The sequence below is a fragment of the Arthrobacter sp. SRS-W-1-2016 genome (assembly GCF_002009585.1).
GTDB lineage: Bacteria > Actinomycetota > Actinomycetes > Actinomycetales > Micrococcaceae > Arthrobacter > Arthrobacter bambusae_A.
The window spans coordinates 1-14,553 of record NZ_MTPV01000030.1; the positions used below are offsets into that span (position 1 = coordinate 1).

Below are 14,553 nucleotides of genomic sequence, written 5' to 3' on the forward strand. Positions count from 1 at the left end.
CCGCCACGGGTCAAAACCCTGCCGCGAACGGTCAGTCGGATTTTCCGACTCCGGTCAGTTTAAAGTTGCCGCTTACATTCTCATCCCCTTGCACGCAGAAGGAACTTCCCCATCCGTTTACAGACCCGTGAATAACCCGGGCAGGGCGTAGGTGACCGACCGGAGGGGTCGCCTGCCGGAAATAGGTGGTTTGGAAATCAGGCGGCCGGGTCGATGACGACGGTGTGTCCGAGCCGTTCGAGTTGGGTGACCAGGCGCCGGGTTTGGGCCTGGTCGTAGCGGCGGTGCAGCCACTCCGGTCCGAGGTCCCGGTAGGGCTCGTTGCGCTCAAGCATGTAGTAGGCGCTATCGAGGATCGAATGCGCGCCAGCCACCTGCGCCCGTCTGGCGCCACGGCGGGAGGCGATCCTCGCCTGCTGTGCGGCGAGGTAGGTGTTCTTGCTCCGAGCCGCCGACGCCGCCGCCTCCACCAGTGCCGAAGTAAGCCACTTGTTTCCGTGCCTCGCACCAGCCGGAGTCCTGCGCCCTGCCGACTCGTGAATGGCCGGCGCGACACCGGCCCAGGCCGCCAGATGCGCCGCGGACGGGAACCGGGACATGTCACCGCCGGTTTCGGCGATGATGACCTGCGCGGTTTTGAGTCCTACCCCGGGGATGGTCTGCAGCAACTGAATCTGACGGGCCCACGGCCGCGAAGCGGCCGCAATGGCCTCATCCATGCTCACTAAAGCTGCCTCAACCCGGTCCAGGCGACCCAGCATCGCCGCAGCCAGCCGGGCATGGTCCGCGTCGAAGTGACCGGTCAACGCCTCGACCAGGTCAGGGATCTTGGACCGCATCTTTCCTTTCGCCAGCTGCGCCAAGACCTCCGGATCAGCCTCCCCGGCGATCAACGACGCAAGCATCGCACGTGCCGAGACCGTGGTGACGGACGACGCGACCGAGGATATCTTGATGCTGGCGTCTTCGAGCATCTTCTCCAACCGGCCCGCGTCCCTGGTCCGGTCCCCCATCAACTGCACCCGGTAACGGGTCAGCAGACGCAGACGGCGGATCGGCGGAGGCGGCACGAACGAGGGCCGAAGCAGCCCATGTTCCAGCAATTGTGCAATCCACTCAGAGTCTTTGACGTCCGTTTTACGGCCCGGGACAGCCTTCATGTGGGCCGCGTTAAGCAGCCAACACTCCATCCGCTCTTCCAAAGCATAAAACACAGGCTTCCAGTACGTACTGGTCGACTCCATCGCCGCCAAAGTCACCCCCTGCCCGACCAGCCAGTCCCTCATCAGCTCAAGCGAACGCGTCATTGTCCGGAACGTCCGCGTCTCCCCGTGACGACCGCCGTCCGGCCAAGGCGTGCGCACGCACACAGTCACCGACTTCTTGCCGATGTCCAACCCGGCAACACGCTCAAACATCACATCCATCAGAACCACCCACCCTTGAAGCGAGAATCGATATCGACGCCGCTTGCAGGATCCTCTGATCAGGAAACAGACCCACGTGCTCCTACGGCAACAATCCGGCACACCCACGGACCCCGCGCCATACACGTCTACGGGCTCACCCGCACCAATGTGAATAGACGTCACCAAGCGGCACCACAATTCTCACCCCTCGGCCCGCGGAAGATACTCCCGCATCAGCTACACCTCTGGCACCCAAGTCCTTCGCCGTGAGCGGTGGCTCACGGCGAAGTCATGTCGTCGATCTATTCCACCCTGATGAACGATCGTGAGTGGAAAGAATTGCGAGGAATGCAAGGGGGTCTTCGAGCCGTCGCGCACGTCGCAGCGGTTCTGCTCAGCCCGCTGCGCCAACAGAAAGCGGGATCGTCGACGGCGGCACCGGGCTGCCCCAGCGAGTTCCGGACCGTTCGCCGCGGGCCCGGGCAAGGCCCTCGAACCTGCAGTTCATCTTGGAAACCTTGGGGCCAGATTTGCCGCCGCTCTCGCCGCCAGCAAGCAGACCCAAAATTTCCTTCAGAACAAACTTCGCTGCCAGTCCTCCGCCGTCGACCACCTCGAAGCCGAGAATGCTGAGCAACGCGCAACCATCAAATGCCTCCAAACTGAGATCAGCCGCCTTCAGACCATCCAGCAAACTGACGCCCACGATTTGATCCTCCTCGCCAGCAAGCTCCTAGCGCTCGCCCAGGCCACCGATGCCGAACTCGACAACACCGCGAAGGAACTGTTCCGCGGTCGCGGTTGGATCAACGCCGCCCGGAAGAAAGAAGCCAATCAGCGATGACCATGTCCATCGCCCGGCTCTCTGCGCAGTCGGGCCTGAAGTATTTGTTCAAGACCACGATGATGGACGATCTGACGACCACGCCCACAGACGCCACCACGTACTACATGCAGGCCGGCACCCCGCAGGGCATCTGGATCGGAAGCGGCATAAGCGGCATCAGCCGCACAGCTGGGGATCCAGTCACCGAAACCGACGCAAAAGCCATTTTCGACAGTGCCACCCACCCGGACACCGGCGCTCCCCTTGGCCGCCCGCACGGCCGGCCAACCGTCATCGAAACCAAACAGGGCCAAACCGAGGCGCGTCGTGCCGTCGCCGGCTTCGATCTGACCTTCAGCGTGCCCAAATCCGTGTCCGTGCTCTGGGCGCTAAGCCCCCGGGGCCTCCAGGACCAGATCCTGCAAACCCACCACGACGCCGTCAATGCCACCCTGGATTGGCTGGAAGAACTCGTCATCCACACCCGGGCCGGTCGGAACGGCATCGCGCACGTGGGCACCCGCGGCGTCATCGCGGCGGCGTTCGACCACTGGGAGTCACGCTCCGGAGACCCGCAACTGCACACGCACGTCGTCATCGCCAACCGCGTCCAACGGATCACCGACGGCGCATGGGTCACCCTCGATTCACGAGCGCTCTACAAGGCCGCCGTCGCCGCCAGCGAACACTACAACGGTCTTCTCTTCGACGCCCTCAAACGGGACCTCGGAACCGATACGGAAATCCGCAATCCCGCAGCCAACACACGTAATCTGAGCGCTCAGCTCATTGGCATCGACGAGGCCCTGATCCGCGAATTCTCCAACCGCTCCCGCCTCATCGACCAAGAGACCGACCGCCTCGTCGCCACCTGGACCTATAGCCACCGCACTCCTCCATCCGCGACAACCACCATCAAGCTCCGACAACAAGCAACCCTCTCCACACGAACCGCAAAGCCCGAAACCATCGCCCCACTCCACCAGCTCTCCGCCCAGTGGCGCGAACGGGCCGCCGTCAAGGGTTTCGACCCACAACTAGAATTGGCTGCCACCATCCGATGGTCGCGGACCACCCCTTTCCGCTCGTGCGACTTCGCCGCCGGATGGGTGAACGCTGTCGCGTCCCTGACCCAGGTCAGGGTGGCTGCCAAGCGCCCCACCTGGAACCGCTGGAACCTGCTGGCCGAAGCGGAACGCGTCTGCGCCGCCATCCGTTGCCAAACGCCAGGTGACCGCAACGCCCTGATCGATGCTGTCGCCACCGCGGCTGAAGCCCAATCGGTCCCGCTGAACGAATACCGATACAGCGTCCCGGCGGACGCGCAGCCGGATCTGCGCCTCGGCGGAAAGAGCATCTTCGACTTCCACGGGTCCCGCCTCTACACCGACTCCACGACCCTCGCCTACGAGGAGGCCGTCATGACGGCAAGGAACGACGACGGCGGACCGGCCGCCCGCGCGACCGTCGCCATGGCGGCACTCGCCCGCTACCACCATCACTGCAAGTTCGGTCTGCACACCGACCAGCGGGCCGCCGCCGCTGAGATACTGCTGAGCGGCAACCGGCTAGACGCCATCGTAGGGCCCGCCGGCACCGGCAAGACCACCACACTCGGCGCGATCAAAGCCGCATGGGAGGAACAGTTCGGCGCCGGAAGCGTGATCGGCCTAGCACCAGCGGCCGCGAGCGCCGAGGTCCTGGGGCAGGAGCTATCCATGGTCACGGAGAATGTCGCGAAGTGGCTCTACGAGTCGGTCGGCCAGGGGGCAATCCATCGGGCGGAGCGTTTCTATGATGCCGAGAAGCGCCTGAGCAGCGCCGTGGCCACGAGGACCGCTCTGGCACAGGAAGCGACTCGCTTGGCCGCCGAGCAGAACCGGTGGCGGTTCCATCCGAACCAGTTGGTCGTGGTCGACGAAGCCTCCATGGTCTCCACAGTTCAGCTCGCCGCGCTCGTGCAACAGGTCCGGGACGCCGGCGCCAAGGTCGCTTTAGTGGGCGACCCGGGGCAGCTCGACGCCGTCGATGCGGGCGGTGTTCTCGGCTGGCTGGACCGCCAGGGCAAAGCGGCGCGGCTGAGCAGCATCTGGCGCTTCGAAAACGCATGGGAGCGGGATGCCTCGCTGAAACTCCGTGCCGGAGACTTCGCCGCAATCACCGACTACGACCGGCACCAGCGTATCCGGCACGGCACTTACCTCGACATGCTCGACCAGGCATATCTGGACTGGCAATCCGACATCGGGGCGGGTAGGTCGTCCATCCTGATTGCCGCGGACAACGACACAGTCAGCATGCTCAACGAACGAGCCCGATCAGACCGCGTTATCCAAGGGCTTGTGGACGCCGAACACACAGCTCTTCTGAGTGACGGACTGCGCGCCGGCCGCGGTGACACGGTCATTGCGCGCCGCAACGACCGAACTGTTGCGGACAGCGACGGTGACTTTATCCGCAATGGCACCCTGCTCGACGTTGTACGCGTCGGAAAGCGTGACGGCGCCCTTGTAGCCGTTCGACGGGATACCGGCGCCACCGTTTCGCTGCGTCGCGATTACGTTGAGGCGTCAGTGGAGTTGGGATACGCGACGACGGCCCACCGCTCCCAAGGAATCACGGTCGACGCCGGCCATACCGTCGTGACGCAAGGCGGGCTGACGCGTGAGCTGCTCTATGTGAGCATGACCCGCGGGCGCGAAGGCAACTACGCGTACATCAGCGAATACGAACCCGCAGATCACGAACCTCTGGATCCAACCTTCCGAGCATCATGGCAGGAGATCCTGGGCGAAGTGCTGGCAGCAGAAGGCGCCGAACGGACTGCCCACGAAGTCCGCGACGATGAGCAACTGCGCGCCGAAAGCCTCGAGCGGCTGAGCACCGAATACGACTACCTCGCCCAGATTGCTGCCGGCGAGGATCTTACAGAGTTTCTCGGCTCGCTCGCCCCGTCGAGGCTCGAAGGGTTGCAGCATTCCCCGTCGTGGGGTGCCACGGTTGCGGCTTGGCGGCGGTCCGCCGAAATCAATCGCCCGAGTGCCCGGCGGATCGTTGCCAAGGCTTTGGAAGCGGCCGGGCCAGCGAAGGACGTCACATCTGTAATCCACACCCGGCTTCGCGGCTTCCTGTCCGAAATGCCGGTGAATGAGTACGCACTCATCTCAGATTCTGTTCACACGGATCGGCCCGACCTCGCCGACATGCTCAACCAGGTATCGGAACGAATCCGGCGGAGGGCTACCAAGGTCACGGCAACGGCTTTGATCCACGACACCGAGTGGAAGCGAAATCTCCTCCAGGACCTGCCGCCGCAGGGCGACGTGCCTTCCGTGATTGGCAGGGTGGCCGTCTACCGAGACAAGTGGGGCATCGGTGACTCACCGCTCCCCCTCGGGCCTGTTCCGGGCGAATATGAATGGGAACGGAAATCGCAATACGAAACCATTCAACGCTTCATTAATCGGGCTGCGTCACACGCCTTTGAGCACCAGCGGGCAGGCCTATGGGCAGCAGACTCCGTTTCCCGCGAGGCGGACCTTATCAATGTCGGTTGGCAACTCTAAACTGGTCGAGGGGGCATCCGATGGACTCAAACCCAGTCATCAAGCCGAAAGTTGCGACGCCCGCGCTGATTCTCGCCAGCGTGGCGGTGGCTATTGCTGCTGCGTTCATTCCCGAAGTGAGGTGGCCAGGAAATGCGGGCCTGACGATTGTCTGGGCAGTTTTGCTGGTTCTCGCTGGCCTAATTGGCGCCCTGTGGCTGGTCCGCGCGCGACGCCGTCGTTCTTGGCTCGTGGAGGCAAACAAAAGATGGGATCGCTTCGAAGAAGCGAGGCGAACCCACGGCACGACCGCAGAAATTACGGTCCTGAGCGTAGATGCTCTTGAACCGACTGGATCGTGGATCACGATCAACTGGAATCGGTTCGGACACGTTCAGCGCGCATGGCTGGAAGCGCTGGCAGAACCCATCTGGGCCGGATCCGTCCTCCTGATATCACCGGATCCCGGACAAGTCAGGCCAGGTATGCCGTGGCCGGCAACCTATTTCATTCAGGCTTCATACGTCTTTGCTTGGGCTCCGGCCACAGTGTCCGTGCCGCGACTTGGCCGGGAAGCCATCGCAGGGGCGATGAATTTCAAGTAGCACTTTCAGTCCTGTCGACTGGCCGTGAGGCCAGAGCAGCGGAGGGGCGCCGTCCTTTACCCGTCGGGCCCCTCCCCGTAGCTTCAACACCAGGCGCCCCAAAATCCGAGCCTGGCTTTCATCGCTCGCCTCCGCACTTTCATCAACGGGTTCTCAGGAGATGCAGCTTAGGGATATCCTAAATTATGGGATATTTGGAATACTCGGAAGGGGCAGGTCCAGCGCAGGACCCGCCGTCGAGAACGAACCGACTCAGGGGCGTACGAGGCTGGCCGAGGGCCACGTTGATTTTTAGCGGTAGGTGGCTATTCGGGGAGAAGACGCCTTTTTGGTGGACGATTGAACCACACCCCATCGAGGATGCTGGGGACCGTGCCAACAGCATGCCTCGAGCCGGCGCGGCGAGTGAACGATCATGGCCAGTCACCGATCCTTATGGCGTGCCTTGGTGACAACCCATCGGCGCGTACACGACGGATGATCATCAAGGCCTCGGCACCGGCGGGAGCACCGGCGGTTTCGATCTGTTGCGCAAATAGGCGCGGCATCCTCCCTGACCGCGTCAATTGCGGATCTTGCGCCGATAGTTGGCCAGAAACAGTCGTCCGGTTCAGATGCCGTCAGCCTGGTTAGCGGTCTCGGCGTCCTGGCTCCGTTGGTCCCGTGAGGGCTTCCGAACGAAGACCGTCCGGAGCTGGCTGCGAAAGGTCAGGTCGTTTTTCCGGCTGACCACGATCACTGCGCAGAAGGCGGTCAGCAGGACTACTGTGCCGGCGACTGCCACGGACCAGCGGGGACCGAATTCAGTGCCGATCCACCCCATGAGTGGCGCCCCCACCGCAGTCCCGCCCTGCATGACGGCCATATACAGCGCCAGCACCCGGCCACGGAATTGTGGTTCCGCCGAGAGCTGGATACTCGTATTGCAGCTGTTCAGGAAGGTCATGGAACCGATACCGACCGGAATCAGCGACGCCGCATAGAGCCAGAATGACGGGGAGATACTCCCCATGAGGGTGAAGACGCCCATGGTGATGGCTCCGAGCAGCAGAAAGCGCATCCGCGGGCCGGACCTCCGGGCCGCCATGAGCGCTCCGGCCAGCGTCCCTACGGCCATGATCGAGCCCAGAAGGCCGAACTCCCCGGGCCCCATCCCGAACTCTGTCGTGGACATGAGCGCATTGGTCACGGGAAAATTCATGCCGAAAGCCCCCAGTATCCCGACCATGACAAGGATGAGCACCAGGTCCGGGCGCCGGCTCACGTAGCCCAGGCCCTCGACAACCGGATGCTTCCCGTTGCCCGCCGGTGCCGAGGGGAACAGCGCGGAAGGCTGAATGCGCCACAAAGACACGAGGACGGCGGCGAAACTGGCCGCATTGAGCAGGAAAACCGGTCCCGTGCCGATCCAGGCAATCAGCACCCCGGCGATGGCCGGTCCAGTGAGCCGTGCGGTGTTGAAAGAAGCAGAGTTCAGTGCCACGGCATTTGCAACATGCTCCTGCCCCACCAGTTCGGAAACAAACGCCTGGCGAGCCGGCCCGTCAATGGCGCTGGCCACCCCAAGGCACAAAGCGGCCACATACAGCTGCCACAACTGCGCCGAGCCGGTCAGGACCAGAAGCCCCACCAGCAATCCACAAAGACCCATGGCCGACTGCGTCCACCGCAAGATCCGCAGTTTGCGGTATCGGTCTGCAAGCACGCCCCCGTACGGACCAAGCAACAGCATGGGAAGGAACTGCAGCCCCGTGGTAATACCCACGGCCGTACCGGAATGATCGGTCAGGACCGTCAGCACCAGCCAATCCTGCGCGACCCGCTGCATCCACGTGCCGATGTTGGACACCATGGCTCCCGAGGCCCACAACCGGTAGTTGCGGTTCTCCAAAGCGCGGAACATGGCGCTCATCTGGCACTCAGCTCCTGCAGGATATGCGCCGCGCGGCTGAGCGTCAGGCGCTCTTCCGCACTGAGCCCGGCAACCCGCTGAGCCAACCATGCCGTCCGCTGGCTCCGGGCCTCGCCGAGGACTTCCTCACCGGCCGGAGTGATCCCCACCTGGACCTGGCGCCCGTCCACGGGATCCGCTGACCGCGACGCAAATCCCTTGTCGTTCAGCGAATTCACGATCCGGGTCATCGACGGCGCCTGAACATGCTCCCGCTCCGCTAGTTGCCGAAGCGTCTGGGAGCCGCTCCGAAGATGCGCCAGGACGGTGTACTGGCCCGGCGTGAGGACATCGCCGCTGGCCTCGATCCGGAGCCGCCGGGACGTGCGCATCACGGCAGTCCGCAAATCGATCGCAAGCACATCCGGTTGGATGTCATCCGTCGCGTATCGGGAATCTTTTTTTGTGTAGGTCATGGCGTCCTTCCGAGCCGTTTCGCCCATCATGGTTAGCGACGCTAATTAGCAATGCTAACTACTACCGTTTAGCTTCTCTTCCGCCCAGAGCGGCGGAACTGTTTCTCGGCCGTAGAGCCGAGGTGGAGTTATCGACGAAGTGAGGTCGGTTACAGCGACGCGTTCGCAGTTGAGCTGGACAATGCCGTTGACTCTACGGTTGGCTGGTTCTCTGCTAGGCGTTCCGATATGGTCATTGCTGCCTGCTGCACGGCGAGCACGGCTTGCTGGACGTCGACGTCGCGCCGTTCCTTTTCATCCCAAGCGACACCCACGCTTCCCAGCGACGTCCTTTGATCCGTGAGGATAGGTGCCGCGACGCTGTATACGCCTGGATTGAATTCGCCTTTCGTAACGGCGTAGCCGGCCTTCTTGATCTCGCCGAGAGCGGCACGGAATTCGCTCCAATTTTTACCCAGTCCGGCGTTCTCAATTTCCTTGTGCTGGCGTGGGTAGATGGCTTTCAGTCGGTGGTGGGGGAGATAGGCCAGGATGACCTTGGATACGGCTCCTTGAAAAAGCGGTCGCCGCTGTCCCCGACTGAATCGGTTCGCTGGACTCTCAGGGGCTCGGGCCTCCCCGATGCACAGAACGGAGTCGTGGTAAGCGGTGCAGAGAAGCGATGAATGCCCGATTTTCTCGACCAGGTTTTCGAGTACGCCCTGACTGGCCAGGAGCAGTGGATCTGTGAGGCGAATCTGAAGGTCCATCTCGATGATCCCCGGACCCAGGGTGTAGTAGCCGTTGCGTGCGGAGTTGAGCAGGCCTGCGTCGTGAAGTGTCTTGATGTAGCGATATCCCGTTGACCTTGAGGTTTCGAGCGTCTGGATGATGTCAGCTGTTGACCACACAGGCTCTTTTTCACTGAAAAGTTGCAGGATGTTGAGCATCTTGGCCAAACTGCTCGCGCTTTCTGGCGTCGATGTAGTCACATCGCCAGCGTTAGTGGGCGAATCGCTGCCTTTCATGACCTGAATCGCTGTCCTTTTCTTGGTGATGACCGTGGGGAAAGTAGCTACCTGGCCTACCCCGTCCTTGATGAAAATCTCATTTTACAGGATCTCAAGCAATTTTCGGGAAGCTCGAAAGGCTTCTGCCTAATGTGGGGCTGAGCGGCCCGGAATGTCGCTCAGCCCCACATCAGGCTAGGGGCGCTGCGGGTTCACGGCCAGGGGGGTTATACGCGCGGAACTGCCATGTACTTGTATTCGAGGAACTCGTCGATGCCCACGCGGCCTCCTTCGCGGCCCAAACCGGAGGTCTTGACGCCGCCGAACGGGGCGGCGGCGTTGGCCACTATGCCCGTGTTGAGGCCGACCATGCCGACTTCGAGCGCTTCTCCGACGCGGAAGCCGCGGTCCACGTCCTGGGTGAACAGGTAGCCCACAAGGCCAAACGGCGTGTCGTTGGCCATGCGAACCGCCTCCTCCTCCGTATCGAAGGGCAGGACTGGAGCCACGGGCCCGAAGATTTCCTCGGTCATGAGGTCCGCGTCCGCTGGGACGGCGGACAGGACGGTCGGCGAGTAGAAATAGCCCGGACGGTTCGGCCTGTTGCCACCGCAGACCACCTTGGCGCCCTTGTTGACGGCATCGTCGACGAGTTCCTGGACCTTTCGAAGAGCCTTTTCCTCCACGAGTGGGCCAACGTCAGTTCCTGACTCAGCGCCGTCACCAACGGACAGTGAACCCAGCCGCTCGGCAAGGCGGCGGGCGAACTCCTCGGCAATCGGACGCTGGACGAAGATCCGGTTGGCTGCGGTGCAGGCTTCGCCCATGTTGCGCATCTTGGCCGCGACCGCCCCGTCAACAGCGCGGTCCAGATCGGCATCCTCAAAGACGATGAAGGGTGCGTTGCCGCCGAGCTCCATCGAAGAGCGCATAACGTGCTTGGCCGCCTGCTCCAGCAGGCGGACGCCTACCTCCGTTGAACCGGTGAAACTGATCTTGCGGGCGATACCGCTGGACATCCATGGCGAGACCACGGATGACGCCTTGGTCGTGCACACAACGTTGAGGACACCGGCGGGGAGCCCGGCCTCAGCCAAGATATCCACGAGCGCCAGGGAGGAAAGCGGGGTAAGGGCCGCGGGTTTGAACACGATTGTGCAGCCGGCCGCGATGGCCGGCCCGATCTTGCGCATGCCCATGGCGATCGGGAAGTTCCACGGGGTGACAAGAACACATGGTCCAACAGGTTCGCGGGAGACGAGCACGCGAGTCTTGCCGTCGCCAGAGGTCGTATGGTCGCCGCCGATGCGGACCGCTTCCTCGGAGAACCAGCGGAAGTAATCGGCAGCGTAGGCGACCTCGCCCTTGGCCTCGGCGAGCGGCTTACCCATTTCCGTCGTCATGATGAGGGCGAGATCATCCTGGCGCTCCATCACCATCTCATACGCACGGCGCAGTATCTCACTGCGCTCACGGGCGGACGTCCTTGCCCAGTCTTTCTGTACCCGGCCGGCCGTTTCGATGGCACGCTTTGCGTCCTCGGGGCCACCATCGGCCACCGTCGCGATAACCTGCTCGGTTGCCGGGTTGAAGACGTCAAAGCGCGCGCCAGACGCTGCCTCGGCCCACTTCCCGTCAATGAAGAGGCCAGTATTGATCTTGGCGATGACCTCGCGTGCTCGCTCTGCGACGCTGCCGTCGGTGACGTTAGTGGTCATGAAAGTTCCTTAGTTTCCTTGGTGTGGGGTTCTGTAGTGGTGCTGGATGCCGGGGTCGAACTGGTGCCCTTGCCCGGGTCGAGTACCTGGGCAAGGTGCAGACCGGGCCTCGAGGAATCGAGTTGATCTACCTGCCTGGCGCACGAGAAGCCGTCGGTGAGGACGACGGTGGCCTGGTCGGTGGCCCTCAGCGCCGGCGCAATCGCATTCTCTGCGACCTGCATGCTTACGTCATAATGGTTGGCTTCAAAGCCGAAGTTTCCGGCAACCCCACAGCACCCTGTCGCGTCCACAACGTTAGGAATTCCTAAGGCCTGGAGAGCCGAGCGCTGGATGCCTGAACCAAAGACGGAGTATTCGTGGCAGTGCGTCTGCAGCACTACCTGTTCCGGCAGGGGCTTCGCCGGTACGGGCTTCCAGCCGGACTTTGTTAGTTCTTCTATGTGCGCGGTGAAGCTGCGCACCCTGGCTGCGACCCGGCGCGCCTGATCGGTGTGAACCAGTTCTGGAAGATCCTTGCGCAGTGCAGCGGCGCAACTCGGTTCCACCACCACGATCGGGCGGTCCGTACCGTCGTCGAGCGCAATCGCCGCCTTGCCCAGCAGCTTTTTGGCTGTGTCCAGTTGTCCTGTGGAGATCCATGTCAAGCCGCAGCAGGCATCGGCGGAGCATTCCGTGGGCGATCCTGAACTTGCGAGGACGCGGGCTGCTGCGCCGGCGACCTCTGGACGAAACCCACGCGTGAACGTATCCACAAACAGGACTACCCCGTCTATTTTGGGCGCGTTGCCGCCGTCAGGGTATTTGCGGATCGGCCGCACACCTGCCGCCGCAACTGCCCGACGCCACTCGTTGGTCCCGGCAAATCGGGGCAATCCCCGCTTTGTCGTGAGACCGCCCAAGACGAAGGCGACCTTGGCTATCGGCGTTGACATGACGGCGTTGGCCACCGGCGCCATGCGGCCTGTGATCTGAAGCCAGCGGGGAAGCCAGCCCAGGGAGAAGTGTGAGATCGGCCGGAGCTTGCCTTCGTAATAATGCGAGAAGAACTCTGATTTGTACGTGGCCATGTCAACGCCAGTCGGGCAGTCGCTGGAACAAGCCTTGCACGCCAGGCACAGGTCAAGCACCTCCCGGACTTCCTCGGATTTCCAGCCCTCTTCGACCGTACGCGCGCCGCGGACCATGTCTTGGAGAACCCGGGAACGGCCGCGCGTGGAATCCTTTTCGTCCTTAGTGGCCCGGTAGCTGGGGCACATGACCCCACCGCTATCCGAGCGGCAGCGGCCAACACCGATGCAGCTCTGCACGGCGTTGACCCAAGGATCCGTGCCGGCGGAGGCCGCGGGACGCAGGTCAAAGCTGGTGCGCCATTCGCGATCCGGCACTCCCGCGAGGGCAAGGTTTGCGTCCATGGGATCGGGGTTCGTCATCAAGCCTGGATTGAGGATTCCTGAGGGGTCCCACAGATGGCGGTATTCGGAGAATGCGGCCATCGTCGCTGGGGAGTACATGAGGGGCAGCAGTTCGGACCGGGCGCGGCCATCGCCGTGTTCGCCGGATAACGAACCCCCGTGCCGGACGACGAGCTCCGCCGCCCGGCGGGTGAATTTGCGGAAGACCTGGCGGCCTTCTTCGTTGCGCAGGTCGTATGTGATGCGGATGTGCATGCACCCGGATCCGAAGTGTCCGTACATTACCCCGGTGAGGTCATACTCGGCCAGGAGTTCACGCAGGTCCATAAGGTAGTCGGCAAGCCGCTCGGGCGCAACCGCCGAGTCTTCCCAGCCCGGCCAGGACTCTCCCCCCGAGGCCAGGCGCGAGGACAGTCCCGCCCCGTCTTCCCGGACGCGCCAGAGCGAAGCCCGTTCCGCGGGATCCGCAGCTGCGCGGCCCTGAACGAGCCGCCCGTTCTCATCCAGCCGTGCGAGAAGACGGTCGGCCTGGGCGCGCACCGACTCAGGGTCCTCGCCATCGAGGTCAACGAACAGCCACGCCCGGCCCTCGGGTAAGCCAAGAACGGAGTCGGGTCCACGACGATGGCGCATGGTGTGCACGATCGCTTCATCTGTGCCCTCGACCGCGGCTGGCGAGAACTCAAGGATCATAGGGATATCACGGGCGGCATCAACGACGTCCTCGTACCCGAGGCACACCAGTAGCGCGGCTGCCGGTTTCGGTACGAGCTTCATACGGGCGCCCACCACCAGGGCCAGCGTCCCCTCGGAGCCAACGACGGCGCGCGCGATATTGAAGTTCTTCTCCGGGAGGAGATTTTGCAGGTGATAGCCGGAGACCTGTCGCGGAATGAGGCCAAGCTCAAGTCGGAAGGTGCCCAGGTTCTCGTGTGCGAGCCGGGCCAGCGAGGCACTGAGATCCTCCGCCCGGGCGACAGAGAACGAATCTGCGGGATTGGTGGCCCGCAAACTTGTTTCCGTCGCGGTCAGCAGCGCGCCATCGGACGTGACAAGGTCAATTTCTGACACGTGGTCGGAGGTGCGGCCATAACGGACGGAGTGGTTGCCACAGGCATCGTTGGCGATTGATCCGCCAACCGTGGCCCGGTTTTTGGAAGAAGGATCTGGAGCAAAGGTAGAGCGACCGCGGGTGGCGCGTTCTACTTCACGGGACAGCGCGGAGAGGGTAACACCCGGTTCGACGTCTACAACCCCGGCGTCCTCGTCGATCTTTAGAACACGGTTCATGTAGCGCGAAAAGTCCAAAACGAGCCCAGGACCGACTGCGTTGCCGGCCATCGAGGTTCCGCCCCCTCGTGAGACCACTGCAGTGCCGTTTGCCCTGCAAGCGGCGACAGCAGCAATGACGTCATCGACCGTGCGTGGGAACGCTACCGCGAGCGGTTTGATGCGGTAATTGGAAGCATCGTAGGAGTACTCGGAACGACGCCGCGGCGACGCATCCGCAGGGATACCGGCCTCGGAGAGTTCCAAGAGTAACGCCGCCGCGGAACGGCTTTCGTCGACGACGGCATTGTTACTGCCGCCCGCCAGCGCTCCGACGGCGGAGTTGCGTTGTGGTGGCAGTTCGGGGTCGTGCAACAGTGGACGGCGGGCCGATTCGGTCATGGGCATGA

General features: G+C 63.0%; 10 protein-coding genes. 3 read left to right on the plus strand and 7 right to left on the minus strand.

The annotated features are described in order from the left end of the window. Window positions 1-197: 197 nt before the first annotated feature. The gene (locus BMF89_RS07650; RefSeq protein WP_078106526.1) at window positions 198-1,427 is read right to left on the minus strand and encodes an IS110 family transposase; all 1,230 of its coding nucleotides are present in this window, start codon (window positions 1,425-1,427) and stop codon (window positions 198-200) included. A gap of 376 nt (window positions 1,428-1,803) precedes the next feature. Further along, a complete protein-coding gene (locus BMF89_RS07655; protein WP_078106506.1) occupies window positions 1,804-2,115 on the minus strand; it encodes a hypothetical protein in 312 nt (103 codons plus the stop codon). A 3-nt stretch (window positions 2,116-2,118) separates the two neighbouring features. Here BMF89_RS07655 and BMF89_RS22605 point away from each other — a divergent pair, with 3 nt between their 5' ends. The 3 genes from BMF89_RS22605 to BMF89_RS07665 are packed head-to-tail and all read left to right on the plus strand — an operon-like array spanning window position 2,119 to window position 6,385. Continuing rightward, a complete protein-coding gene (locus tag BMF89_RS22605) occupies window positions 2,119-2,253 on the plus strand; it encodes a hypothetical protein (protein WP_290439669.1) in 135 nt (44 codons plus the stop codon). After that, window positions 2,250-5,801 carry a MobF family relaxase gene (gene mobF, locus BMF89_RS07660; protein ID WP_078106507.1) on the plus strand — a complete coding sequence of 1,184 codons (3,552 nt, stop codon included), beginning with the start codon at window positions 2,250-2,252 and terminating at the stop codon, window positions 5,799-5,801. Before BMF89_RS22605 ends, mobF begins: the two co-directional genes overlap by 4 nt. After that, the gene (locus tag BMF89_RS07665; RefSeq protein ID WP_139359592.1) at window positions 5,789-6,385 is read left to right on the plus strand and encodes a hypothetical protein; all 597 of its coding nucleotides are present in this window, start codon (window positions 5,789-5,791) and stop codon (window positions 6,383-6,385) included. Before mobF ends, BMF89_RS07665 begins: the two co-directional genes overlap by 13 nt. 610 nt (window positions 6,386-6,995) lie before the next feature. On the opposite strand, the gene BMF89_RS07670 is transcribed toward BMF89_RS07665, so the two are convergent. The 5 genes from BMF89_RS07670 to BMF89_RS07690 form a co-directional block, all read right to left on the minus strand. Then, window positions 6,996-8,297, minus strand: coding sequence for an MFS transporter (locus BMF89_RS07670; protein WP_078106509.1), 1,302 nt, complete (start codon window positions 8,295-8,297; stop codon window positions 6,996-6,998). Then, entirely contained in the window at window positions 8,294-8,752 is a 459-nt protein-coding gene (locus tag BMF89_RS07675; protein ID WP_078106510.1) for a MarR family transcriptional regulator, read from the minus strand. Before BMF89_RS07675 ends, BMF89_RS07670 begins: the two co-directional genes overlap by 4 nt. A 149-nt stretch (window positions 8,753-8,901) precedes the next feature. Next, on the minus strand, window positions 8,902-9,759 hold the full coding sequence (locus BMF89_RS07680; RefSeq protein ID WP_078106511.1) for an IclR family transcriptional regulator: 858 nt from the start codon (window positions 9,757-9,759) through the stop codon (window positions 8,902-8,904). 209 nt (window positions 9,760-9,968) lie between these two features. Next, window positions 9,969-11,459, minus strand: coding sequence for an NAD-dependent succinate-semialdehyde dehydrogenase (locus BMF89_RS07685; RefSeq protein ID WP_078106512.1), 1,491 nt, complete (start codon window positions 11,457-11,459; stop codon window positions 9,969-9,971). After that, complete coding sequence (locus tag BMF89_RS07690; protein ID WP_253190750.1) at window positions 11,456-14,551, minus strand: FAD-binding and (Fe-S)-binding domain-containing protein; 3,096 nt, start codon at window positions 14,549-14,551, stop codon at window positions 11,456-11,458. Before BMF89_RS07690 ends, BMF89_RS07685 begins: the two co-directional genes overlap by 4 nt. Window positions 14,552-14,553 lie beyond the last annotated feature (2 nt).

Coding starts and splice junctions, on each gene's coding strand:
- BMF89_RS07650 (WP_078106526.1), bottom strand. CDS start 1,427: ATGGATGTGATGTTTGAGCGTGTTGCCGGGTTGGACATCGGCAAGAAG.
- mobF (WP_078106507.1), top strand. CDS start 2,250: ATGACCATGTCCATCGCCCGGCTCTCTGCGCAGTCGGGCCTGAAGTAT.
- BMF89_RS07670 (WP_078106509.1), bottom strand. CDS start 8,297: ATGAGCGCCATGTTCCGCGCTTTGGAGAACCGCAACTACCGGTTGTGG.
- BMF89_RS07675 (WP_078106510.1), bottom strand. CDS start 8,752: ATGACCTACACAAAAAAAGATTCCCGATACGCGACGGATGACATCCAA.
- BMF89_RS07680 (WP_078106511.1), bottom strand. CDS start 9,759: ATGAAAGGCAGCGATTCGCCCACTAACGCTGGCGATGTGACTACATCG.
- BMF89_RS07685 (WP_078106512.1), bottom strand. CDS start 11,459: ATGACCACTAACGTCACCGACGGCAGCGTCGCAGAGCGAGCACGCGAG.
- BMF89_RS07690 (WP_253190750.1), bottom strand. CDS start 14,551: ATGCCCATGACCGAATCGGCCCGCCGTCCACTGTTGCACGACCCCGAA.